The sequence below is a fragment of the Aeromonas eucrenophila genome, assembly GCF_000819865.1.
Taxonomy (GTDB): domain Bacteria; phylum Pseudomonadota; class Gammaproteobacteria; order Enterobacterales; family Aeromonadaceae; genus Aeromonas; species Aeromonas eucrenophila.
In genome coordinates, this window is sequence record NZ_CDDF01000001.1 from 666,153 (window position 1) to 691,171 (window position 25,019).

The window sequence follows — 25,019 nt, forward strand, 5'->3', positions numbered from 1 at the left end:
AATAAAAATGGTTATCATTTGTTGTCACAACGAAAACCCTCGGATACAATTCGGACTCATTTTTTCGAGTCAGCCTCTGATGAAGCCAGTTTCGACCCTCTCCAGCATCCCTGCCGCCATTCATCTGGCGATGCTGATCAACATGCTCTCCATGGGCAGCATGATGATGGTGATGCCCCTTGGGCCGGATCTCGTCATCAGCCTCGGCATGGCGCCGGAGCAGACCGGCTATTTCAGTGGCGGCGCGACTCTGGGGGCCGCCCTGATGGGGATCCTCGCCGCCCCCTGGCTCGATCGCTTCAACCGTAAACCCGCCATGTTGTTGCTGCTGACCTTGCGTTTCCTGCTGCTGATGGCCTGTGCCCTGGTGCAGGACAGCCAGCAACTCTTGCTGCTGTTTATCCTCTCTGGTTGCGTGGCGGGCCCGCTCTCCGCCATCCTGATGGCCGCCGTGCTGGATCTGGTGCCACCCAGCGAGCGCGGACGCCGCCTCGCCTATGTGGGCATGGCGTTTTCCCTGGCCGCCATCCTGATCGTGCCCGTCGCCCTGACCCTGGCCCAGTGGCTCGGCTGGCAGAGCCCCTTCCTGCTGTTTGGCGCCTGTGGCTTGCTGCTTGCCCTGATAAGCAGCCGCCTGCTGCCCTCCCTGCCGGTCACCCGAGCCCCCCAGGGTAGCGGCCTGCGCCAGTTGCTGAGCTCCCCCCTGTGCCAGGGCGCCCTCGGCATTCTCAGCCTGCAGATGTTCGGTCACTTCCTGCTGATCCCGCACTTCGCTAACTATTTCCAGTTCAACCTGAGCTTCCCGCGCGAGCAGATCGCCGCCCTCTATCTGTGCGGCGGCCTCGCCAGCATGGCCACCATGCGTCTGTGCGGCGGCTGGATAGACAAGGGCCGTGCCCAGGGCGCCATCCTGCTCACCAGCCTGTTGCTGGCCCTGGTGACCCTGCTCGGCTTCGCCCTGCCGGTCGGCATGCCCATCTATTTGCTGTTTACCCTCTTCATGGCCCTGAGTTCGGCCCGTGCCAGCACCACGCTCGCCGTCACCGCAGGCATCCCGGCCCCCCATCAGCGCGCCGCCTTCATGTCATTCCAGGGCACTGTCACCAATGTGGCGGCCGGGCTCGGCAGCCTGTTGTCAGCCAAGTTCCTCATCTCGGACGAGAGCGGCGCCCTGCACGGCTTCGCCACCCTCGCCTGGATCAATATCGCCTGCGGCCTGTTGGCCTGCACGGGCGTCTGGTTCCTCATCCGGGGACTGGAGCGGATACAAAACAACAATAATCCTGCCCCTGGCACTGCCAGACAAGGAAGTCAGTGAGCACTGGACCAGAAGAGTCCGGATCCCATAACCCAGGTTTTTCCATGGAGTTTTAACAATGCAGTTGCAGCACGGCGTATTTAAATTGAACCCCATCTTGCTCTCCCTCGGTCTGCTGGCCCTGCCGGGTCTGGCCCAGGCCGAGTCGGCCAAGGCCAACGAGACAGTGGTGGTCACCGCCACCCAGACCAAGCACACCGAATTCACGGCCCCGGCCAGCGTCTCGGTCGTGAGCCGCGCCGATCTGGACAAGATGAACGTCAACAACATCGGCGATGCGCTCAAGCATGTGCCGGGTGTCAACATCATCGCCACCAACCCCACCGGCCGTAACGAGATCAAGATCCGTGGCATGGGCGGCGACTACACCCTGCTGTTGATCAACGGCAAGCGGGTCAATGCCCGCGAGACCCTGGGCAGCGCCTACGGCAACGACTTCGATCTCAGCTCCATTCCCATGGCGGCCATCGAGCGTATCGAAGTGATCCGTGGCCCGGTCTCCTCCCTGTACGGTGCCGATGCCCTGGGGGGCGTGGTCAACGTGATCCTGCGCCAGGCCACCGAAAAGACCGAAGCCTCCGTCGGCTACACCCACAGCATCCCGACCAAGGGTGACGGCGGCGATGCCAACCAGGGCAGCGCCTATGTATCCGGTGCCCTCATCGACAACAAGCTGCTCGGCAACATAGTGGTCGAAGGCTACCAGCGTGACCGCTGGAAGAGCGAACAGTCCAACAACCCGGACGCCGATGCGCTGGAAAAACGCGAAGTGGTCAACGTGCTGACCGGCCTGAAGTGGCTGGTTGCCGACAACCAGGACGTGGAATTCGATCTGGGCTACAACCAGAACGACATGGACAGCTACTTCAACAACGTGCCCCGCGCCCCGACCGCACCGGCCACCCCGCACAACGTACAGAACCTGGATCGTCTGAGCCTGGGGGTGAGCCACAACGGCCGCTGGCAGCATTTTGACAGCCGGGTGCGCTACTACTTTGAGCAGATCGACCTGATGGACGACTCCCAGCTCAACGGCGGCGCCGCCGATGTCACCCAGACCAACAACACGGTCGACGGTCAGGTCAGCGGCTACCTGGGTGAGCACCTGCTGACCTCGGGCGCCGAGCTGCGCAAGACCGAGCTGGAGCACAGCCGCAACATCGCCAACGGCAGCGTGGATGCGTCCCAGAGCGCCGTCTACCTGCAAGACGAGTTCGGCTTTGGCGATCTGGCCCTGACCCTCTCCGGTCGTCTGGATCACCACGAGACCTATGGCAACGAGTTCAGCCCCCGTGCCTACGCCCTCTACACCCTGACCGACGAGTGGGTGATCAAGGGTGGCGCCGGCAAGGCGTTCAAGGCACCTACCCTGGCCCAGTCCAGCGAAGGCTTCTCCACCACCGCCTGCCGTGGTGCCTGCCAGGTGATTGGCAACCCGGATCTGAAACCGGAAACCGCGGTCAGCTATGAGCTCGGCACCGCCTACGAGAGCGCCCGCTTCGGCGCCGGCGTGACCGGCTTCCACAACGACATCGAGGATCTGATCCAGAGCGATCAGTGGGGCCCAGGCTACCGTCCGACCGTGATGACCTACCTCAACGTCAAGAAGGCCCGCATCAAGGGTCTGGAGCTGACCGGTTGGGTCGACGTGCTGGACAACGTGCAGCTGACCGGTAACTGGACCATGCTGGACTCCGAAGACAAGAGCACGGGTGATGACCTGGCCAAGACCCCGGATCACACCGGCAACCTCGGTCTGGACTGGCAGGCAACGGACATCGTCAGCGCCAACCTGGCCTGGCAATATGTCGGCAGCCAGATCATCAAGGTCCCGGCCCGCAACGCCCAGGCGTTCAAATCCGAGCACTACCAGACCCTGGACGTGAACACCAACTGGAAGGTCACGCCGGCCCTGGACTTCAAGCTCGGCATCACCAACCTGACCAACACTCAACGTGATCAGGTCGCCACCGACGCCGACTTCATCCTGGAAGGTCGTACCGTCTACGCCGGGATCGATTACAGGATGTAATCTCCCCCTTGTGCAGGGAGCCCGACAGGGCTCCCTTTTTGCGTTTCTACCATCCCGAATTCAAAGGAGTCATTGAGTGCTCAGATACCAAGCACAGCTGTTCTGGCTCGGAGTGCTGCTCCTGTTCCTGCTGATTTGCCTGTCACTGGCCACCGGGGCCGGTGTCTATGGTGGCCGCGAGGTCGCCGGTTTCCTGCTGGGCGACCCCGTCCTCGTAGCCGATGAAAAGCTCGCCATGATAGTCAACACCCTGCGCCTGCCCCGCACCCTGGCGGCCCTGGTGGTCGGGGTCTGTCTCGCACTCGCCGCCTCCATGCTGCAGAGCGCCACCCGCAATCCCCTGGCCGAGCCCGGCCTGCTCGGGGTCAACGCCGGCGCCGTCTTCGCCCTGGTCATAGGCCTCACCTATTTCGGCGTCGAATCCGCCTACGGCTACCTGCTCTGGTCTGGCATGGGGGCCCTGCTTGGCAACCTCGTCGTGCTCGGCCTCGGCCTGATGGTGGGTCGCTCCAACCCCCTCAAACTCATCCTGGTGGGGGTCGCCCTCTCCGCCACCTTCGGCGGCCTCTCCAACTTCCTGCTGCTCTCCAACAAGGTGGTGCTGGAACAGTTCCGTTTCTGGAACTTAGGATCGCTCGCCGCCTCCAACCTCGATTCGGTGCTGACCGTGGTGCCCTTCGCCCTGGCGGGCCTGCTGTTGACCCTGGCCCTGTGCCGTCAGCTCACCCTGATGCAGATGGGGGACAACCAGGCCCAGGCGCTCGGCATCCGGCCGACCCGGGTGCGCATCGGCGTGCTCTTGGCCGCCACCCTGTTCACCGCCTGCGCCATCGCCATCGCCGGCCCCATCGGTTTCGTCGGCTTCCTCGCCGCCTACTGCGCCCGCCTGGTAGAGCCGGTGCGCCTGTCCATTCAGGTGCGCTTCTCCGCCCTGTTCGGCGTCCTGTTCCTGCTCGGCGCGGACATACTGGCGCGCTGGTTGCTGCAGCCGTTCGAACTGCCCAACGGGGTGATCCTGGCGCTGATCGGTGCCCCCGTGCTCATCCTGGTGGTGCGCAGCGGCGGCTTCCGCTCCCTGCTGGCCGTCAAATAAGGAGCCTCCCATGCATAACGCCATCCAAGACGCCCCTGCCCCCTACCCTCTCCCCGCCGGCACCCTCTGCCTGCGCCTGGGCTCCCGCACCCTGCTGCTCGAACGCCGGGCCTGGCTTATCACCCTCGCGCTGATCGTCGCTCTGGTGCTGCTCTCCTTGCTGGCGCTGACCCTGGGCTCCGGCAAGATCACCATGCTGGGGGTCGTCCAGACCCTGCTCGGCGAGGGGAGCCGACTCGATCAGGTGACGGTGTTCAAGATCCGGCTGCCGCGCATCGTCGCCGTGCTGGTGGCGGGCGCCGCCATGGGCCTCTCCGGTTGCCTGGTGCAGACCCTGATCCGCAACCGCCTCGCCACCCCGGACATGATAGGGGTCAACGAGGGGGCCTCCCTGGCCATCATCATCTTCTCCCTCTACCTGACCCTCGGCAGCTGGCCCTGGTGGGCCGCGCCCCTCGGCGCCCTGTTCGCCGCCATGGTGCTCTACGCCCTGTGCAACAAGCCGGGGGAGCAGGGCTATCTGTTCGTGGTGATCGGCATCGGCGTCTCCGAGCTGATGAACGCCATCGGCCAGTTCGCCATGTCCACCCAGTCCCTGGTGCACCTCACCAGCCTCTACCTGTGGAACATGGGCAACTTCGTCGGCCAGGGCTATGGCACTGTGTTGCCGGTCGGCGTGCTGATCCTGCTGATCTGCCCCTGGATCCTCTACCTCTCCCGCGCCCTCGGCGTGTTGCGCCTGGGCCCCGTCACCGCCCAGACCCTGGGGGTGAACGTGAACCGGGTGCAGCTCGGGGTGCTGGCCCAGGCCATCATAGTCGCAGCACTTGGCACCGCCATCGGCGGCCCCGTGGTGTTCATCGCCATGGCGGCCCCCATCCTCGCCTCCTGGCTCTCCCGGGATCGCATAGTGCCGCTCTGGATAGCGGCCCTGTGCGGCGCCCTGCTGCTGCTGGCGAGCGACACCCTGGTGCGGGTGCTGGCCAGCCCCCACGAGGTCGCCACCGGCATCATGACCCGTATCCTCGGCGGCCTGTTGCTGCTGTTCATCCTTATCAAAGACAGGCAGAGAGCCGACTGATGATGCACTCCATCCTTTTCCAAGACCGACAAGGGGCCCTCCTATGACCCTCTGCGTGAATAACCTGCGTTTCGGCTATCAGCACAAACCCGTGTTCGACGACGTCTCCTTCACCCTGCCCAAGGGCAAGCTGGTGGGCATCGTCGGCCCGAACGGCGGCGGCAAGTCCACCCTGCTCAAGCTGCTGGCGGGACAAGAGCAGCCCCAGAGCGGGGAGATCCTGCTCAAGGGCAAGCCGCTGGCGAGCCACGGCATGAAGGCGCTGGCCCGGGAGCTCGCCTACCTGCCCCAGCGCCCGCTGGTGCCTGCGGGCATCCTGGTGGAGCAGTTGGTGCAATACGGCCGCCATCCCCATCAGGGCTGGTTCAATCAGTGGAGCGCGGAGGATGCCCACATGGTCAACTGGGCTCGCGAGCGGATGCAGCTGGACGCCATCTGGCACCAGAGCGCCAGCTCTCTCTCCGGCGGTCAGGCCCAGCGGGTCTGGCTCGCCATGGTGCTGGCCCAGGACGCGGACATCATCTTGCTGGACGAGCCCACCAGCGCGCTCGACATAGGCCACCAGACCGAGGTGATGGAGGCCATCCACCAGATCACCGCCGAGGGCAAGACGGTGCTCATCGTCATCCACGATCTCGCCACCGCCGCCCGCTACTGCGACGAGCTGATCGCCCTCGGGAACGGCGGCGTTCAGGCCATGGGGCCGGCCCGGGAGGTGGTGACCAAGCCCCTGATCGACCGCCTCTACCAGACCGACGTCGACATACTGCACGCCCCAGGCGACGGCGCCCCCGTCATAGTGCCCCGTCGGCGCACTGATGCCGCGGCCGGCAAACAACGGGCCTGACGCCTTCAATAAAAAACCGCCCATCGGGCGGTTTTTTTATTGGCTGATGTCCTGGTGGATTCAAAGCGCCAGCAGGGTGAGCAGGCCTCCCGGCAACCGCTGCCAGCGCAGGGTGCATTGCCAGCCGGCGGGCAAGTCCGGGGCAAGCGCCGTCTTCAGACTCAACCTCAGGGTCTGGGCCCCCATGGCCGACCAGCTCGCATCGAGAAAATCGAAATAGCGCCCAACCCTGGGGTAGAGCGCCTTGAACAGGCTCTCCTTGGCGGAGAACACCAGGGTCAGCCCCTCCGCCAGGCTCAGATCGGCGGCAGCGGCCCCCGAAGCCAGTCGCCCCCACTCCTCCTTATCGACGATGCCGGGCCAGAGCTGCGCCGTTTGGCTTTCATCGAGCCAGGCCTCCAGATCCAGCCCCAGCCCCGCCTTGCCGGGGCGCACCGCGCAGAGCGCCATCCCCTGCCCCTGCAGCTGGCTGTGGCTGATACTGCCCTCCATCCCCGCAGGCCAGCGCGGTTCCCGGTTTTGGCCTATGGTCACCGTCTCGTCGCCCAGCCCATAAGGACGCAGGGCCAGCCGCGCCGCCAGCCGACCCGCCAGAAACTCCCCCTGTCGCTTGGCCACGGCATTCTGCAACTCGGCCGGCAAGGCCATCCCCTGCTCGGCAAAGCAAGCGGGCCTGAAGGCCGCTAGATCGAAACAGACCCTGTGAAGGGGGAGGCTGTCGAGACAAGGCATGAACAAGGCATCGGCGTGACGAATAAAGCGCCCATCGGCGGAGGGGGAGGAAGGGGGCATGGAAGGCTCCTGGCATGGGTGCCTGATGGTACCAAAGCCAACCCGGAACATGCCACAAATACAAATGACAACGCTTCTCAATCGCTCCTGTGGTAGCATGTTCCCGCCCATTTGGGGCTGAACAAAGAGAGTGCACCCTGGCCGATAGGCAGAGCCGTCCAGCCGATAGACAGAGCCGTCCGGTCGATAGACAGCGCCGCCAAGTCGATAGACAGCGCCGCCAGGGTGCCCGCCGATTTCACCCATAAGGATGTAACCATGAAGATCTCCTCCCCCCTGGCCGCCGCCCTGATGCTGGCGAGCCTGGTTGGCTTCCAGGCCCAGGCCGGCACCCGCCAGATCCTCGATGCCAACGGCCAGTCCCAAGCCGTTCCCGACGCCCCCAAGCGCATTGTGGTGCTGAGCGAGCTGGATCTGGACAGCGCCCTGACCCTGGGCGTGCAGCCGGTCGGCACCGTCAACGGCCGCGGCCAGGCCACCCTGCCCCGCTACCTGCTGGACAAGGCGGGCAAGGAGATCGCCGTGGTCGGGGATCTGGACAATCCGAACCTGGAGAAACTCATCGATCTGGAGCCGGATCTCATCCTGACCGGCCAGACCAAGCCCGAGCTGCTGGCCCTGCTCAAGGAGATAGCGCCGACCGTGGTCACCGGCAACTGGGGCGAGCCCTGGAAGCTGGTGTTCCAGCGCAGCGCCCTGGTGATGAACAGGGAGGCCGAGGGCAAGGCCTTCCTCGCCCAATATGACGCCCGCCTGCAGGAGGCGCGTACCCGGCTTGCCAAGCATCAGGGGGAGCAGATCAGCATAGTGCGCTGGAACCCCAAGGGGCCGAGCTACATGCACGGTGGCACCTTCGCCAGCAGCGTGGTGCAGGAGATGGGCCTCGCCCGCCCGGCCCACCAGATCGGCGACAAGAGACCCCACTCCCCGGCCCTGAGCCTGGAATCCCTCAACCTGCTGGACGGTGACTGGCTGGTGATCGGCACCCTGAGCACCAGCGGTGACGCGGTGGATGCCATGAAGCAGGCCGAGCAGACCCCAGCCTTCCAGCAGCTCAGCGCCATCAAGGGCAAGCGCTTCGGCGCCGTGGACGGATCGCTCTGGACCTCCACCGGCGGCCCCCAGGCGGCCCTGCGGGTGATCGACGATGTGGAGCAGCTGATGAGCAAGCCGGATGCGGCCCCCATCACCCGTTAATGCCGTCACACAGGAATAAAAAAAGCCCGCATCATGCGGGCTTTTGTTTGGCTGGCAGGCTGGAGCTGTCGACTGGAACAGGATCCCCTGGGAGATCCGGCCTGCCGCTCGCGGGATAGGTCTGCGAGCGATAACTCACCAGTTAGTTTGAGTTTCAAAGCATATGTGATCTATGAAAATCAGATCTGGCAGTTTACCGCCCCACCACCATTCACTCCGGCAGTGGCAACGCCTTTCTGTCCAGTTTCCCGCTGCCGGTCTTGGGCAGGGCATCCAACAGTATGAGGCGGGCCGGCACCATGTAGTGGGGCAAACTCGCTTGCAGCCCCTTGCGCAGGGCCAGCCGGTTCAGGGTTATCCCGACCTTGGCCTCCACATAGCCCACCAGCATGGCCTCATCCCCCTCGCCGACCAGTCGCACCGCCGCCTCCTGCACCCCGGCCTGGCGGCGAAGGCCGGCCTCCACCTCCCCGAGTTCGATGCGAAAACCGCGCAATTTGATCTGATCGTCGCGCCGCCCCAGATAGAGGAAGCTGTCGCTGCCAAGCCTGCGCACCCGATCGCCGGTGCGGTAGAGGCGATGGGTACCCAGGCGCAGGAAGGCCGCCGCGGTGAGAGCCGGCTTGCGCCAATAGCCCTCGCACAGGGCCGGGCTCTCGATGCAGAGCTCTCCCTCCTCCCCCTCGCTCACCGGCAGCCCCTCGGCGTCCAGCACCCAGTGGCGGTAGCCCGGCAGGCTATGACCCACGGTGATGCGCCCGCCGACCGGCGGCATGCGCACCTCGCTCACCAGGGACCAGACGGTGGCCTCGGTCGGACCGTAGCAATTCCACAGCCGCTGGGTGCGGCCGCACAGTTGCTCGGCGAGACCGAGATCCAGCGCCTCGCCGCCGCACAGGGCGGTGAGGCTGTCACTGCCCTGCCAGCCCGCCTTGAGCAGCATGCGCCAGCAGGCCGGGGTTGCCTGCAGCCAATTGATGGACGAGTCCGCCGCCAGCAGCGCCAGCATTCCCAAGGGATCCTTGTTGTGCTGATTGCCCGCTACCGTCAGCCGGCCCCCGCTCCAGAGCGGCCCCAGCATCTCCAGCAGGGAGATGTCGAAGGCCGGGGTGGTGATGAAAAGCCAGTGGCAAGCCGGGGTCAGGCCTAACCGCTCACGGATCCCGTCGAGGAAGCAGAGCAGGGCGCGCCGACTGATGACCACCCCCTTGGGCTCACCGGTGGAACCCGAGGTGAACATCATGTAGGCCGCCAGAGCGTCGTCCACCTGGGGACAGGAGACCGCCCCGCTTCGCACAAGGCCGGAGTCAGCCAGCTCGGCGAGGGCCCGCAGCGGGCAGCCAAAGTCCGGCACATCCGACCCGCGATCGCAGAGCACCGCCGAGAGCCGCGCCTGACGGGCGATGCCCTGCAGCCGCTCCACCGGGAAGTCCGGCTCGAGGGGCACGAAGCAGAGTCCGAGGCGCAGACAGGCGAGCAGGCTGGCCACCAGATCCGGCGTGCGATCCAGATAGAGACCGACTCGCTCCCCCACCGCCAGCCCTTGCAGGCTGGCGGCGATCTGATCGACCCGGCGTTGCAGATCCGCGTAGGTGAGCCAATCACCCTCCATGCCGATGGCGGGGGCCAGCGGCGTGCCGCCGAGCAACCCGGCCAGCCGGGCACTCAGCCCCGCCCGCTGCGGTGAATGGGACGGGGAACCCCCCGCCTCCTTTGTTGCAATCGGTGTAGCGACCGTCATAGCACCTCCTCGGGCAGCCGTTCCAGCCAGTGATGGTAGAGGGCACAGGGCGCCCCGTGCGCCTTGAGATCCCGCAGCGTCAGCGGGCGGTGATCCCCGGCGAACTCTTGATTGAGAGCCGCCAGCAGGGCGAGCTGTTGCACCGAGTCCGCCCCGAGCGCTGCCAGCGGCTGCTGCCAGCGCGCGGCCTCGCCACAGTGCTGCTGCCACAGGGCCAGCAGGCGGCGAGCGGCGGGATGGGCGGGGCACGCCTCCTGCCCTGACGGGATCTGTACCGGCGCGGCAGTCTGGCTCCTCTCCATCCCCACCAGGCGGGCAGGCTCGGTCAGGGGGGCCTGCGCCAGCCACGCCAGCTCCGCCAGCCACTGCGCCAATACCCTTTTGGCCCCTTCCCGCGCTATCAGCTCGCCGTCGTATTCGAGGCGCAGGTTGAGCTGGCCGCCGCGAGCGTTGACCACCAAGGAGAGCGGCAGCTCCACCTTCTCCACCACGGTGCCAAACTGCGGCACCAGCTGATGGGGCTCCGGCGTCTCGGGCCGCGCCGGCATGGGGTAGTTCTCGAACACGAACAGGCTCTGGAACAGGCGCGGACCACCCCGGGTCAGGGCCGCCAGAGACTGGGTGCCGTGCTCATTGAGCGCCAGCGAGCTCCGCTGCAACAAGGCGATATGCTGCTCCAGGGTCGCCTCGCTGCGCCAATCCAGGGCGAGCGGCAGGCTGTTGATGTAGAGCCCGACGCTCTGGGTGATCCCCTCGATGGGGAAGTCCCGGCCCGGGGTCACGTTGCCCACCAGGGTTATCTCGTCGCCACACTGGCGGGCGAGCAGGCGATGCCAGGCGTATTGGGCCAGCAGGCCCGCGGTCACCCCGAGCGCCCGGGCCCGCGCCTCCAGTTGCCCGGACAGGGCCGGCGCCAGCGTCTCACCGCAGACTTCGGGCCTGTGCTGGGTCAGGTGTGGCTCCAGCGCCACCCCGAACAGGCACGAGAGATCGTTGGGCTTGGCCAGCAGCTCGGCACGTCCCTGCCAGTAGGCGGCGCTGGTGGCCGATCCGCTGGCGATATGGCGACCGAAGGCGAGCCAGGCGGTATCCGGTGTCACTTCAGGAGCCTGGCCCTGCATCAGCGCTTGGTAGTGTCTATGCAGGGAGCCCAGCAGCACGGGACCGCTCCAGCCATCGAGCACGGCGTGATGAGCGCTCAGGATCACCTTGTGGTGATCGGGGGCCAGTGTGAAGCAGGCGATCCGCAACAGCGGTGCCTTGTCCAGCCCGATGGGATGGACCAGATCCTGTTGGCGATAGGCCTCGATGCGAGCGTCCGCCCCCGCCACGCCGGACAAGTCCTCATGGTGGAACGGCAGCTCGGCGTGGCGCAGTATGCGCTGCAACGCCACGCCCTCCTCCATCAGCAGGGCGGCCCTGAGCACGGGCCAGCGGGCGAGCTGAGCCTGCCAGGCAGCGTGATAGGCTGCCACATCCAGGTTTTGCCGATAGCTTATCTCGGTCTGCAGGTGATAGGCCGTATCACGGGGCGCCAGCGCCCTGTGATAGAGCATGCTCTGCTGCAGGGACGTCATGGGCAGCAGGGTCTCCACCTCGCCGCCGGCCTGTTCTGCGTCCAGCACCAAATCCAGGGCGGATTGGGAGAGCGCCAGCCCCGGGAAGTCGCTCGGGGTGCGGCGCGGCTTGGCTTGCGCGCAGCAGGCGTTCACCAGGGCCTCGATATTGGCCGCGAGGGTCGCCATCAGGGCGTCGCTCGCCGCCTGGTTGAGGGCGCCGACCTGGCGCAGGGTGAGGCAACCGCCATAGACGCCGCCGTGGAGGCTGATGAGCTCGCGCGGCAGGTTCTCGGGCGCCGAGGGTTGGCCCGGCGCCACCGGCAGGGGCTGCCAGGGAGCCGGCGTGCCTCTGTGGGAGACCCCCAGATAGTTGAAGACGATGGCGGAGTGGGGCAGCTCACCACCATTGGGATGGTGCAGGCGCAGGGCGTTGAAGCCCACCCCCTTGTCCGGCACGGCCCGCAGCCGCTCCTTGGTGTCACAGACGAGATCGCTCCAGGACGCGCTATCGGCCAGCGCCAGGGGATAAGTGCTGGTGAACCAGCCGAGGGTGCGGCTCACATCCAGTTGCAGATCTATAACTTCACGACCATGCCCTTCCAGCATCACGCACTGTTTGGCGCCGTAACCGAGCTCGCTCAGGGTGCGGGTCAGGGCGGCCAGCAGCAGATCTGGCACCTGGGTGAGATGGGCCTGGTTGGCCTCATCGATGAGGCGAGCAGTAGTGCTTTCATCCAGACGCAACAGGCTGGCGGCGGCGCGGCCATCGGGGGCGCGCTGGGCCTCCAGCAAGCCTTGCTCGCTGCCCTCCCCCTGCCCCAGCCAGAACGCCAGCTGGGCCGCTTCGCGGGTCGCGTAGGCGGCCAGCCCCTCTCCCCATTGGCGGTAGCTGCTACCCTTGGCGGGCAAGGCCCGACCCTCGGCGAGACGGACCAGATCCTCGGCCAGGATGCGCCAGGAGACGGCATCGATGACCAGATGGTGGAAGGCGATAAAGAGCCCCTCAACGGGCTCGGCATCCGCCTCGCTCGCAAGGTTGCAGAGCCGCCCCCAGGCCAGGGTCTGGCCCTGCTCGGGTGCAAGCTCCCCCTGCCATTGGGTCAGCCGAGCCTGCAGCTCGGCCTCGTCCAGCGTGGCCGCATCCAACCGATGCAGGGGCGGCAGCGCCAGCTCGGGCAGATAGCGCTGGCCGGTCGGGGTCACCGCCAGGCGCAGGGCGTCGTGGTGACCGAGCAGGGTACTCATCCAGCCAGTCAGGGCATCGTCGTCTATGCCGGCAGGCAGGCGCAGTATCACCCCCTGATTCCAGTGGCCGGGCTTGGCGAAGCCCTGCTCGAAGAACCAGTGCTGAATGGGGTGCAGGGGGAATTCCCCCTCCAGGATCCCCTGCTCAGTCTGGTGGCTGACCGCCTGCTGCTGACCGAGCTGGCGGCAGAGGCGGCGCACCGTCTTGGCCTCGAACACGTCCTTCACGCTGCAGTGCAGTCCGGCGTCCCGTAAGCGGGTAGTGAGCTGGATGCTGAGGATGGAGTCTCCGCCTAAGCGGAAGAAGTCATCCTCCACCCCGAGGGGCTGTTTCAGCACCCCCTGCCAGATGGCGAGCACTGTCTGCTCCAGCTTGCTCTGTGGCTCGGCCTTGCTCTCCTGCCAGCTGATGGCGGGCAGGCGGCGCAAGTCCAGCTTGCCGTTGGGAGTGAGCGGCATCTCGGGCAGCCAACAGAGCCGTACCGGCACCATGTATTCGGGCAGACACTCACCGGCCCGTTGCAGCAGTGCCTCGGCGTCCGGCTCGGTCGCGCCGGCTTGCATGCTGGCGTAAGCGAGCAGACGACCCTCTTGCACCACCACCTTGATCTGGCGAATGGCCGGCTCGAGCACGGCAATCTGGGTCTCTATCTCGCCGGGCTCGATGCGATAGCCCCTGAGCTTTATCTGCTCATCGAGGCGGCCCAGGTAGTTGATGTTGCCATCACGGCGCAGCAGCGCCCGATCGCCTGTGCGATAGAGGCGATAAGTACGGCCATCGGCGCTGTCATCAAGAGTCAGCTCGACGAAGGCCTCCTGGGTGCGCTCCGGCAAGTTGAGGTAGCCACGGGCCAGGCCGAGGCCGGCCAGACAGAGCTCGCCCGGCACTCCCACCGGGCAGGGGTTGCCCGCCTCGTCCAGGATCAGTGCCTTCAGGTTGGCTATGGGCTGGCCTATGGTGATGGGCGCGCCCGGCACCAGCCGCGCGCAGAGCGCGGTGACGGTGCACTCGGTCGGGCCGTACATGTTGTAGAGCGCAACCCGGTTCCCCCAACGATCCACCAGGCTGCTCGGGCAAGCCTCGCCACCAAAACCTATGGCCTTGAGGGATCCGAGATCCGTCGGCGGCAGCAGGTTCGCCAGCAGCGCTGTCGGCAGGATCATATGGCTGGCGCCTTTGGCCATGGCGGCAGTGATGACCCCCTCCCCCGGCTCGCCGAAATGCAGGGCCGCGCCGCAAGAGAGCGGCAACAGGGCCGTCATGTTGCCCGCATCGAACGACAGGGACATGCAGTTGAACATGGCGCCGTGCCGATCGAGCTCGATCCGTGCGCCGTGATCCGCCATCAGGTTGACCAGGCTGCCCTGCTCCACCATGACCCCCTTGGGCAGGCCGGTAGATCCCGAGGTGTAGATGATCTGGGCCAGCATGGCGGGCTCGCGAACCAAAGCCGGGGCCTGTGCCGGCGAGTCGGCCAGCGCCAATCGATGCAGGTTCTGGTAGCGGACCTGGCGGCTGGCGGCCACCAGCGGCAGGGCCTCGGCCAGTCGTTCGTCCTGCTCGCCCCCCAGCACCAGGCGAATGGACGCATCTGTGAGGATATGGGCCAGTCGCTCGGCGGGATAGGCGGGGTCGAGCGGTACATAGGCCGCCCCCGCCTTCCAGCAGGCCAAGAGGCCGATGACGAAGGCGACATCCCGTTTGGCCTGGATGCCGACGGCGGCGCCCGGGGTCACCCCTTGCGCCAGCAGCCAATGAGCCAGCCGGTTGGCCTGATCTTCCAGCTCGCCATAGCTCAGGGCGCGCTCATCGTCGGTCACGGCCAGCGCAGCGGGATGAGTCGCCGCCTGGCTCTCGAACTGGCAGAGCAGGGTGTCCCGGCTCGGGTAGTCGCTCGGCAGGCTGGCGAGCTCGGCGGCCAGCGCCGCCTTGTCCATCCCCGCCTCCAGGGGCAACTGCCAGATGTCGGTGTCGGGGGCGGCCACTACGGCGCGCATCAGGTGCAGCAGGCGATCGGCGTAGGCTTCGATGGTGGCACGCTCGAACAGGGCGGTGGCAAACAGCCAGTCCACCCGCACCGAGTCCATCAACTCGGTCACCTTGACCGAGATGTCGGTCTTGGCGGGCAACACGGGGGAAGTCTCCTCCACCAGCTGGCAGCCGGGGATGAGATCGTTGAAATCCACCTTGGCCTGATACACCAGCATGATCTGGAAGATGGGATTGATGGCGGTAGTGCGATCCGCTCCTATGGCCTCGGCCAGCGCCTCGAACCGATAGAGTTGATGGTCAAAGGCAGCGAGATCTTCCTCCCGACACTGTTGCAGATAGTCGACGAAGCTCGGCCGCCCCTCCAGCCGTGTTCTCAGCACGAGCGTGTTGACGAAGAAGCCCACCAGGGACTCTATCTCGTGGCGCTCGCGGTAAGCGAGCGGGGTGCCGATGACCACCTCCTTCTCCCCGCTCTGGCGCACCATCAGCAAGGCGAACAGGGCGTGCAGACCGATGAAGTTGGAGGTGCTGTGGCGCTGGCACAGCCGCTTGAAGCTGTCCCACAGGGCGTTGTCTATGGTGGAGAACACCAGCTCGCCGCCGCTGGCCTGATGGGCCGGGCGCGGTTTGTCGAGCGGCAGGCCGTGCACCTCGGGGCTTCCGCCCAGCCTGTCCACCCAGAACGGCTTGAACTCGGCGTGGTAATCGAGAAAGCGCGGCGAGTTGAACCAGTGGGCATAGTCGAGGTAGTTGAGCGGCAGCTCGGCCACGTTCAAGGGTGCGCGGTTCTGATGAGCCAGGAAGGCACGTTTCAGGTCCGCAAACATGTTCTTGACCGACCAGCCATCGGAGATGATGTGATGCTGGGTGATCAGCAGCACATGTTCATGAGTCCCCAACCGGATAAGGTTGACCCGGCTCAAATCCCCCTTGGTCAGGGAGAAGGGGCGGCCAATTTCTTCCCGCACCCGCTTGGCCACATAGGCTTCGCGCTCGGCATTGGGCTCTGTGCTCATATCCTCTATCTGCAGCTTGAAGGGAACATGGGGCAGGATCTCCTGGGCTCCCCTGCCCGCCTCGTCCTTGACGAAACGGGTGCGCATGCTGGGATGGCGGGCAAACAGGTGATCGAAGGCAAACTCCAGGGCGGCGGTGTCGAGATCTCCCCTGACCCTAAAATAGACCGGCATGTTGTAGAGGTGGGAGGCCTCCTCGTACTGCTCGATAAACCAGAGCCCGCTCTGGGAGGAGGAGAGCGGCCCCTGCAGGGCACCCTGGGCAAGGATGGGCGCCTCGAAGGCGGCGCGGGCGGCCAGGCAGCGCACCAGCTCGTCCTTGTGCGCCTTGATGAGGGCGCCGATGGCGGGGGTCACCGCCTCCTTGCTCGACTGGGAGATGAGCTGACCCTTGTCGTTCAGGGCCAGCTTGACTCCCTGGCGCTCCAGCTGCTGGAGCAACGCAATCATGTTGTTCATAAGTTATCTCAGCCTCTTGGATCAGGCGCTCAGGGTGGCGCCGCCGTCGACGACCAGATCCTGCAGCGTGATGTGGCTGGCCAAGTCAGAGGCCAGGAAGAGGACGGTATTGGCGATCTCGCTGGGGGTGGCGATCTTGTTCAGCGGTATGCCGAGTTTGAACTGATCCGGCAGCCCTTTGATGGTGCGAGCCATGGCCCCTTCATCGGGCAGCATGCCGCGCAGCATCTCGGTATCCGTCGAACCCGGCGACACCAGGTTGACCCGCACGCCGAAGGGGGCCAGCTCCAGCCCCACCGTCTGGGTCAGGCTGGTGACCGCCGCCTTGGAGGCGCAGTAGGCCGCCATCTGCATGCGCGGCACATGGGCCGCGTTGGAGCCGATGGTGACGATGGCGCCACTCTGCTGCCCCTTGAAATGGGGCACCAGGGCCCGCAGCAGGTAGAAGACGCCGCTGGCGTTGACCGCGAGGCAATCATCCCAATCGGTGTCGCTCAGGGTCTCGGTGGGACCGAGGCGCAAGACCCCGGCCCCGTTCACCAGCACGTCCAGCCCGCCATCGGCCAGCAGCTCCTCGCAGCAGGCATTGACCGCCCCCGAGTCGCGAATGTCGAGCAGCCGGGTGGCGAAGGGGTAATCCGCATGGGGGAAGGCCTGATCCAGCCCAATCACCTCGGCGCCGGCGGCCACGAACTGCTGCGCCACCTCATACCCTATGCCACGTCCGGCCCCGGTCACCCAGACCCGCTTGCCACTGAAATCAAAGTTCATCATCTGTTCGCCTTTCATCACCAGACCATCTCCACGCTCTCTTCGTCTTCGGTCAGCTTGCCGTCGAGGAAACGGCAGAAGTCGTCCAGACGGGGATGATCGAACACATCGGAGACCTTCACCTGCACCCCGAACTCGGCGCCGAGCCGGTTCACTATCTGTATGGTCTGCAGGGACTGGCCCCCCAGCTCGAAGAAGTTGTCCGCCGGCCCCATGGTGGCCAGCCCCAGGATCTGCTGCCAGATGGCGCCGACCCTGTTCTCTGTCTCGCTGCCCAGCGTCAGGGCTTCCCCACCCGCCTGGTATTGGGCCAGCAGCCCCTTGCGATCCAGCTTGTTGGAGCCGGTGCGGGGCAGTTGATCAAAGTGGCGATAGTCGGTGGGGATCATGGCGGCAGGCAGCACCCTGGCGAGCTGGGCCTTGATGACCCGGCTATCCCGCTCGGCTCCGGCCACGAAGGCCACCAGCCGGCGTACATTGCCGATGCTCACCCCCTGCACGCAGGCCTCATCCACTCCGGGCAGCGCCAGCAACTGGGCCTCCACCTCACCGGGCTGGATGCGATAGCCGCTGATCTTGAACTCGTTGTCGCGCCGACCGAGATAGACCAGACGACCGGCCACCCAGCGCACGCGATCGCCGGTGCGATAGACGGGCAGATCCTGCGCGCCGACCCTCAGGGTGCCGAAACTCCCCTGAACGCCGCCGACGTAGCCGTTGGCGAGTTGCGGGCCGAGCAGCACCAGCTCCCCCTCCTCGGCGGGTTGCTCCCCCGCCCCCAGGATCAGCGCCTGCATGCCGGGCAGCGGCAGGCCGATGGGCAGCTGGGCCTGAGTCGGGTCTTCCCCTTGCAGCTCCTGGGTGGTGACCACGACCGTGGTCTCGGTGGGACCATAGGTGTTGAACAGACGCAGATCGGCGCGTCCCTGACGCTGCCACTGGGCCAGCTGCTCCGGGTAGACCGCCTCGCCGCCGATGATGACGGTGGCCAGATTGGCCGGGATATGGGCCTGGCCTGCGCCCAGCGACACCACCCACTCGTTCCAGAAGGCGGTGGGCAGGTCCAGATGGGTGATCTCCATCTCTTCCACTCCGGCCACGAAGGCGGGGATGGATTCGAGCAGAGCGTCGGTGCGCAGCACCAGGGTGGCGCCGGCACTCAGGGTGGCGAACACCTCCTCTATGCTGGCGTCGAAGTTGAAGGGGGCGAATTGCAGCATCCGCGCGTCCCCATCAAGGTGATAGCGGCAGCGAGCGGCGGCGGCGAAGTGATCCAGGGCGCCGTGGCTGATGGCCACCCCCTTGGGCAGACCCGTGCTGCCTGAGGTGAACATCAGGTAAGCCACCGCAGCGCAGTTGGTCGGCTGGCAGAGACGGTTCTCGCTCACCAGATCCCCAACCAAGAGAGTCCGGCCCTCGAACAGGCTGGCCAGCTTGTGGCGATATTCCGCCTGGGTGATCAGGGTCTTCACCTCCCCCAGACGCAGTATGTGGCCCTGACGCTCCAGGGGTTGCTCGGGATCGAGGGGCACATAGACGGCGCCCGCCAGGAGCACCGCCAGCTGGGCGAAGATGGCCTGGGGGCTGCGCGCCAGCATGACGCCGACCCTGTCTCCCGGCTGCACACCGGCGGCCTGCAGGGCTGAGGCCATCTGCTCGCTGCGCGCCAGCAGCGCCTCGTAGCTAAAGCGAGCCTCCCCTTGCTCCAGCGCTATCTTGTGCGGGGTCTGGGCCGCGAAGTGGCAGAGGGCATCCAGCACAGGGCGCACCTTGATAACTTCGTGGGAAGGGCCAGTGATCAGCGCAGTCAGCCGCTGCTCGGCCAGCCAATCGGCCTTGAGGCTGCCCAGGGTCAGGGTGGGCTCGGCCAGCCAGCGACCCAGCAGGGCGAACAGGGTATCGGCGATGCGCGCCAGATCGGCCTGCTGGTAGCAACCCGGGTTGGCGTCCAGATCCAGCCTGGGCTGACCATCGGCTCCGACCTGGATCTCGATGGTGAGATCCTCCACAGGACCTGCGCTGATGTTGAGGATATGAGCATTGAGCGGCCCGAAGCGGCGGGCATGGTCGAACGGCATGATGTTGACCAGGGGGCCAAACAGCCGCTTGTCGCCCCCCACCAGGCCGAGGTCGCGGCGCAGCAACTCGTAGCGATAGTGCTGATGCTTGCGCACACCACGCTTGGCCTTGGCCACGGCGCTGGCGGCGACCGTCAGATCCAGCCCCTCATCGAGCGCCAGCGCCAGCGGAATGATGTTCATCTGCATGCAGGGCACGGTCAGGGAGGCCGAGCCGATGCGGTTCATCATCATCAGGCCAAACAGGGTCTTTTCCTGACCGCTGGCGAGGGACAATTGGGCCGAGAGCCCGGCCAGCAGTAGATCCGGCCAGCCCAGCTTGTTGTCATCGGCAAAGCGCACCAGGGTCTGCCACAGCTCGGCAGGCAGCGGGCGGCTCTCACGAATGAATTCGGCGGCGATGGGGGCGCGGGACTCGCTGAAGGATTTCACCTCGGGCCAGCCTTGCAACTGCTCCTGCCAGAAGGTGCGAGCGGCGGCGTTCTTGCCACTCTCCTCCCGGGTCACTTCTTCTGCCAGCACCTCGTCCAGCAGGCCGAACGGGGACGGCGACAACATGGCCCCTTCCAGCCCTTCCCCATAGAGCTCGGCGATGCGCTGGAACAGCAGGGTGGTGCCGAAGCCGTCGAGGGCGATGTGGTGCACGCAGCTGTAGAGATAATCCCGCTCCGGCCCACGCAGCAGGGCGAAGCGGCAGGGGGATTCCGTGGTCAGCTCGAACGGGCGGCGCAGATCCGCCCATGCCCAGGCGCGGGCCTCCGTCTCGTCACCGCGCGCCAGGTTCACCTCGCGGTAGGCCGGGGCCAGGGCGTGGCTGACGAAGCAGACTTCATCGCCATTGTCCTCGAAATGGCCCTGCAGGGCCTCGCACTCGCCCACCGCCTGGGCGAGTGCCGCGGCCAGCACGGTGCCGTCCACCTTGCCATCGAAGGCGATGCACTCGGCGGTGTTGAACATCGCCTTGTCGTCGTTGAGCAGATGACCGGACCAGAGCCCCTGCTGGGGGATGGTCAAGGGAAAGCGGCTCATTGCACCACCTCCAGGGTGTTTTGCTCGGCCAGCTTGGCGTCGATCAGGCGCCACCAGCCGTTCAGGGTCGGCGTCTTGGCCAAGTCCACGAAGCCGAGTTCCACCCCGGCGGCGCGCCATTCGGTGAGCAGGGACATGATGCGCACCGAGTCGAGACCGTAGTCGATGAGGTTCTCGTCCGCGTCGAACTCTGCTTCATCCTCGTCGATGTGGCTCAGCAGCCGCGCCTTGAGCCCCTCATAGGTCAGCAACGGATTGGTGAGCAGAGGGATTGCCTGGGCGGCCGGTGCAAGGGCCAGCACCTCCTCGCAGGGCACCACCTTGCCGCAGCGGGTCGCCACATAGTCCAGCGCCATCTGGTGATCTGCCAGGGAGAAGTCCGCCACCCCGTCCGCCAGGAAGAAGGGCTGGATGTCGCGCATGAAGGCGTCGCAGGCGGTCATCATGCAGCCGATGTGGCCGTAGATGCCGCCGATGATCAGTTGATCTCGCCCTTGCTCTTTCAGCATCTGCTCGAGCTCTGAGCGCTGGAAGGCGCTGTAGCGCCATTTGACCAGCACCACATCGTCGCTCTCGGGGCGCAGGGGGGCCACCACCTGCTGCAACTCGGGGCTCTTGTTCAGACCCGGACCCCACATGTCGTTGAGCAGGGCCCTGTCCTCGAGCGCCTGATCCTTGGGCTGGGCGGTGTAGTAAACCGGGATACCGAGGGCCTTGCAGTGCTTGCGCACCGCGGCCAGACGCGCGACAAGCTCGCCAATGAGAGGGCTGTTCTCGCCATAGAAGGCGGTGAAGTACTCCTGCATGTCGTGAATGAGCAGGGCTGCGCGGCGCGGCGCCAGGGTCCAGCTGACCTTGTTGGCCTTCCATTGGCTGGGCATGGCGTAGTTGTTCAGGGTTGGGATAGCCATAACGTCATGATTCCTTTTAGTTTTAAACTGTTGTCAGGGGCTGGCTTGCGGCAACGGATTGCGCGATGCGCTCACGCAGGCCCTTCTTGTCTATCTTGCCTACCGCCGTCATGGGCAGGGCTTCGAGGATCTCGAAGCGATCCGGCAACTTGAATTCGGCGACACCGCGAGAGCGCAGGAACTTGCGCAGGGCCAGCGCCCTGAGGCCCGGCTCAGTGGTGACGATGAAGGCGCAGCTCTTCTCCCCCATGGTGCTGTCCGGCATGGAGACCAGGGCCGCCTGGGTGATGGCCGGGTGGTGCAGCAGCTGGTTCTCCACCTCTTCGGCCGCGATCTTCTCGCCGCCTCTGTTGATCTGATCCTTCTGCCGCCCCACCACGGTGAGGTAGCCATCCTGGTCTTGCACCACCAGATCCCCGGAGCAGTAGAAGCCCTCGGCATCAAACACCCGGGCATTGTGGTCCGGGCTCTGGTAGTAACCGCGGAAGGTGTAGGGGCCGCGGGTGTGCAGGGCGCCGGGCTGGCCCTGGGCAACCGGATTGCCCTCCTCGTCCAGCACCCGCACCTCGTCATCCGGGCACATGGGGCGGCCCTGGGTGTGGATTATCTTGTCGTCGCTATCGTCCAGCCGGGTGTAGTTGACCAGGCCCTCGGCCATGCCAAACACCTGTTGCAGCTGGCAACCAAGCAGCGGGGTGATCCTCCTGGCCACCGCCTCGGCCAGCTTGGCACCGCCCACTTGCAGCAAGGCCAGGCTCTCGAGCTGGCTGCGCACGGACGGGTCCGCCTCGGCCGCCTGCAACCAGAGGGAGACCGCTGGCGGCACCAGGGAGCAGAGGTTGACGCCGTGGCGGGCGATCAGCGGGAAGCAGCTCATGGGGCCGGGATCCGGCGCCAGCACCACGGCGCCGCCCGCCTCGAATACCCCCAGCGCCCCGGGGGAGCTTAAGGGGAAATTGTGAGGGGCCGGCAGGGCGCACAGGTAACGGGTATGGGGGCCGAGCTCGCAGATCTCGTTGCTGCGGCGCACGCTGTAGAGATAATCGTCGTGGGTGCGGGGAATGAGCTTGGGGGTGCCTGTGCTGCCGCCGGAGAGCTGGAAGAAGGCCACCTCGTCCGCCGGGCTAGGGCCATAGCTCACAGGCGCCGTGCCCATGTCATCCCGCGCCCCTAGCCAGTGGGCCAGACCCAGCTCTGCGCTCTCGCCATCGAGCAGCACCAGCTCGGCGCCTATCCCTGCCAGCAGCTCAGCGCCGCGATCCAGGCCTGCGAAGAGCGGATGCGCGGTGGAGCCGATAAAGAGCCGGGGGGCAATCTGCTCGGCATAGGAGACCAGCTCCAGCCGGTTGTGGCTAAAGAGCGCATTGACCGGCGCTATGCCCACTTTGAGCAGGGCGAAGAACACCAGGTAGAACTCGGCCACATTGGGCAGCTGCACCAGGGCGGTATCGCCGACGCCAAAGCCGTGGCAGGCCAGCCTCTCGGCCAACCGGGTCGCGCCTTCATCGAGCTCGCGATAACTGATGCTGCGCTCGCCGCAGAGGATGGCGACCGCATCCGGCGCCAGCTCGCACTGGCGACTCAGCATGGCGGTCAGCGGCTCACCGCGCCAATAGCCCTTGGCACGGTAGGATTCCGCCAGCCTGCTTGGCCAGCGGGTGTAGGGCAGGAAACGCTTGGCATCGCTCATAGGGCCACCTCCAGATCCAGGCCCAGGGCATTGAACTTGGGCTGCCGGCTCGGCAAGCCCATGTGGTAAGGCTGTCTCATAGCGCCACCTCCAGATCCAGACCCAGCGCTTTCAACATGGTGCCGAGCTTGGTGCCGGTCTCGGCCCACTCCATGGCGGGATCCGACCCCGCCACTATGCCTGCGCCGGCAAACAGCTCAACATGATGACCATCCAGCACGCCGCAGCGGATCACCACGGCCCACTCGCCATTGCCCTGGCTGTCGCACCAGCCGACGATGCCGCTGAACAGGGCGCGCCGGAAGGGCTCCTGCTCGCGAATGAACTGACGCGCCAGATCCGTGGGATAGCCGCACAGGGCCGGGGTGGGATGCAGCTGGCAGGCGAGGGAGAGCACGGAGGCATCGCGCCCGTGCAGCTGGCCCGCGATAGGGGTGCCCAGATGCCAGAGGGTGTCCGTGCTCATCAGGGTCGGGCTCGCGGGGATCGCCAGCTCGCGGCAATGGGGGGTCAGCACCCGGCGGATCTCGTCGATCACCAGGCGGTGCTCGTGCTGATCCTTGTGAGAGGCCAGCAACTTGCGCGCCACCGCCTCATCCTGTTGCGGCTCGCCGCCCCGCTTGGCGGAGCCCGCCAGCGGATGGGTGAAGACGGCGCCCTCACTGACTCGCAGCAGCAACTCGGGGCTGGCACCGAGCAGGCGACGGCCCTGCCCGAGCGGCAAGGAGAAGTGGAAGGCGTTGGGATTTTGGGTCATCAAGCGGGCAAGCACCCGCTCGGGATCGGCGGCTTTGCGCAGGTGCAGCTTGAGTTTGCGCGACAGCACCACCTTGGCAAGGCTGCCCTTCGCGAAGGCATCGAGGGCCGAGCTCACCGAGGCTTTGAATTCGGCGGCGGCGGGCGTGCTGCTCACCGAGATTACCTGATTGGTGTCGGGGGTGCTCGCCTGGGGGGAGACTCGCTCTCCCCGCTCATAGCGGCCGGGCACATAGAGACAGGAGGCTTCGGCAGGGTCAAAGGCGAAGGCACCGACCAGCAGCGGATTGGCCTGGCCTGCGGCTTCTGCCGCCGCCAGGGCCTGCACTATCTGTCGCTCCAGAAGGGACCACTCGCTGGCCGGGGTGCTGATGGGCTGGCCCAAATCATAGGCGCGAAGGCAGCCCTGGCCCGAGGTAAACAAGAAATCGGGCGGGGATCCGGCCTCGGCAGGGACACCATCTTTCATTACAAGAGTATTCACGCTAGACCCTCAAAGATGATTCAAAATGATAATCGTTATCAATTGCTTTTGAGCGGCGGTAAAATACGCGGGTCGAAAGAGCCCGGTCAAGGGGATTTTTTGGCGGAAAAACTGGAGCTTATCTGTGGATATAGGGGCGATGAGGCCAGCACTGGCCTGGCGTGACCGGGGCCTGAAGTGCTACTCGAATGAACACAAATTGCCATCCCCATATGGGGGATGCGACAGAAACGGGATAAAAAGGCCTGAGCTGGCGGCCAAGCCGCTTTGCCCCTAAGATGGCGCCATGTCCTGTTGTCACCCGTCGAGATGAAACCCTCCATGTTAAAAAACCTGCTTCTGCTTCCCCTGAGCCTGCTGCTGGCAGCCTGTTCCCTCACCCAGTACAACGTCAGCGAGAGCGAGATAAACCAGTACCTCAAAGACAGGGTCGCCTTCGAGAAAGAGATCGGCATCCCCGGCATCATGTCGAGCAAGATCCGGCTCGACGATCTGCAGAGCCGCATCGGTCGCAGCCGCGCCGATCGGGTCGAACTGGATGCCGCCGGGGATCTGCAGGTGGCGAGCCCGCTGGGCAGCCAGCAGATGAAGATCCGCCTCTCCCTGAGTGCCCGCCCGGACTATGTGGCCGAGCAAGGCGCCATCTACCTTCGCGATCTGGAGCTCATCTCGGTCAAGACGGAGCCGGCCGACGTGGGCACCGCCCTCACCCCGCTGTTGCCGACCTTCAACCAGTCCCTCTCCCTGTTCCTCTCCCAGACCCCGGTCTACCGTCTGGATGGCAACCGCAAGAACGAGGCCAGGATCAAGGATAAGGTCGAGGCCCTCAAGGTGGAGCCGGGCCGCCTGGTCATCCCCTTCAAACTGATGTAATACTCATCGCCGCGCCTCCCCTCTCCCCAGCAACCCAGGCGCGGCTTTTCTCTT

At 65.7% G+C, this 25,019-nt stretch carries 15 protein-coding genes; 7 read left to right on the plus strand and 8 right to left on the minus strand.

Annotated elements, in window-relative coordinates; genetic code table 11:
- The first annotated feature begins 79 nt into the window (after nt 1-79).
- The 5 genes from BN1124_RS02725 to BN1124_RS02745 all read left to right on the plus strand — a co-directional run bounded on the left by BN1124_RS02725 (nt 80) and on the right by BN1124_RS02745 (nt 6,371).
- Nucleotides 80-1,318 carry an MFS transporter gene (locus tag BN1124_RS02725; protein ID WP_042638821.1) on the plus strand — a complete coding sequence of 413 codons (1,239 nt, stop codon included), beginning with the start codon at nt 80-82 and terminating at the stop codon, nt 1,316-1,318.
- Between the two features lie 58 nt (nt 1,319-1,376).
- On the plus strand, nt 1,377-3,350 hold the full coding sequence (locus BN1124_RS02730) for a siderophore amonabactin TonB-dependent receptor (protein WP_042638822.1): 1,974 nt from the start codon (nt 1,377-1,379) through the stop codon (nt 3,348-3,350).
- A 76-nt stretch (nt 3,351-3,426) separates the two neighbouring features.
- Nucleotides 3,427-4,443 carry an amonabactin ABC transporter permease subunit 2 gene (locus BN1124_RS02735; protein ID WP_042638824.1) on the plus strand — a complete coding sequence of 339 codons (1,017 nt, stop codon included), beginning with the start codon at nt 3,427-3,429 and terminating at the stop codon, nt 4,441-4,443.
- 10 nt (nt 4,444-4,453) lie between these two features.
- Nucleotides 4,454-5,524: an amonabactin ABC transporter permease subunit 1 gene (locus tag BN1124_RS02740; protein ID WP_042638826.1), complete on the plus strand. Its 1,071-nt coding sequence runs from the start codon at nt 4,454-4,456 to the stop codon at nt 5,522-5,524.
- Nucleotides 5,525-5,567: 43 nt separating this feature from the next.
- Nucleotides 5,568-6,371 (plus strand): amonabactin ABC transporter ATP-binding protein, encoded by an 804-nt coding sequence (locus BN1124_RS02745; protein ID WP_042638828.1) that lies wholly within the window; start codon nt 5,568-5,570, stop codon nt 6,369-6,371.
- Between the two features lie 60 nt (nt 6,372-6,431).
- On the opposite strand, the gene BN1124_RS02750 is transcribed toward BN1124_RS02745, so the two are convergent.
- A complete protein-coding gene (locus tag BN1124_RS02750) occupies nt 6,432-7,163 on the minus strand; it encodes a 4'-phosphopantetheinyl transferase family protein (RefSeq protein ID WP_042638830.1) in 732 nt (243 codons plus the stop codon).
- A 258-nt stretch (nt 7,164-7,421) separates the two neighbouring features.
- Between BN1124_RS02750 and BN1124_RS02760 the strand changes: the two genes are divergently transcribed.
- Nucleotides 7,422-8,360 carry an ABC transporter substrate-binding protein gene (locus BN1124_RS02760; protein ID WP_042638834.1) on the plus strand — a complete coding sequence of 313 codons (939 nt, stop codon included), beginning with the start codon at nt 7,422-7,424 and terminating at the stop codon, nt 8,358-8,360.
- A 211-nt stretch (nt 8,361-8,571) separates the two neighbouring features.
- Here the strand turns inward: BN1124_RS02760 and BN1124_RS02765 are convergent, their stop codons facing one another.
- The 7 genes from BN1124_RS02765 to BN1124_RS02795 all read right to left on the minus strand — a co-directional run bounded on the left by BN1124_RS02765 (nt 8,572) and on the right by BN1124_RS02795 (nt 24,092).
- Nucleotides 8,572-10,101, minus strand: coding sequence for an amino acid adenylation domain-containing protein (locus BN1124_RS02765; RefSeq protein ID WP_082041402.1), 1,530 nt, complete (start codon nt 10,099-10,101; stop codon nt 8,572-8,574).
- Nucleotides 10,098-16,373: a non-ribosomal peptide synthetase gene (locus BN1124_RS02770; protein ID WP_042638836.1), complete on the minus strand. Its 6,276-nt coding sequence runs from the start codon at nt 16,371-16,373 to the stop codon at nt 10,098-10,100. Before BN1124_RS02770 ends, BN1124_RS02765 begins: the two co-directional genes overlap by 4 nt.
- Before the next feature lie 21 nt (nt 16,374-16,394).
- Nucleotides 16,395-17,144 (minus strand): 2,3-dihydro-2,3-dihydroxybenzoate dehydrogenase, encoded by a 750-nt coding sequence (gene dhbA, locus BN1124_RS02775; protein WP_042639000.1) that lies wholly within the window; start codon nt 17,142-17,144, stop codon nt 16,395-16,397.
- Nucleotides 17,145-17,161: 17 nt separating this feature from the next.
- Nucleotides 17,162-20,251: an amonabactin biosynthesis non-ribosomal peptide synthetase AmoF gene (gene amoF, locus BN1124_RS02780; protein ID WP_042638838.1), complete on the minus strand. Its 3,090-nt coding sequence runs from the start codon at nt 20,249-20,251 to the stop codon at nt 17,162-17,164.
- Nucleotides 20,248-21,162 (minus strand): isochorismatase family protein, encoded by a 915-nt coding sequence (locus tag BN1124_RS02785; RefSeq protein ID WP_042638840.1) that lies wholly within the window; start codon nt 21,160-21,162, stop codon nt 20,248-20,250. The genes amoF and BN1124_RS02785 overlap by 4 nt, the downstream gene beginning before the upstream one ends.
- Before the next feature lie 22 nt (nt 21,163-21,184).
- The gene (locus BN1124_RS02790; protein WP_042638842.1) at nt 21,185-22,852 is read right to left on the minus strand and encodes a (2,3-dihydroxybenzoyl)adenylate synthase; all 1,668 of its coding nucleotides are present in this window, start codon (nt 22,850-22,852) and stop codon (nt 21,185-21,187) included.
- A gap of 76 nt (nt 22,853-22,928) precedes the next feature.
- A complete protein-coding gene (locus BN1124_RS02795; protein WP_042638844.1) occupies nt 22,929-24,092 on the minus strand; it encodes an isochorismate synthase in 1,164 nt (387 codons plus the stop codon).
- A 321-nt stretch (nt 24,093-24,413) separates the two neighbouring features.
- Here BN1124_RS02795 and BN1124_RS02800 point away from each other — a divergent pair, with 321 nt between their 5' ends.
- Nucleotides 24,414-24,965: a lipoprotein gene (locus BN1124_RS02800; protein ID WP_042638846.1), complete on the plus strand. Its 552-nt coding sequence runs from the start codon at nt 24,414-24,416 to the stop codon at nt 24,963-24,965.
- The last annotated feature ends 54 nt before the right edge of the window (nt 24,966-25,019 follow it).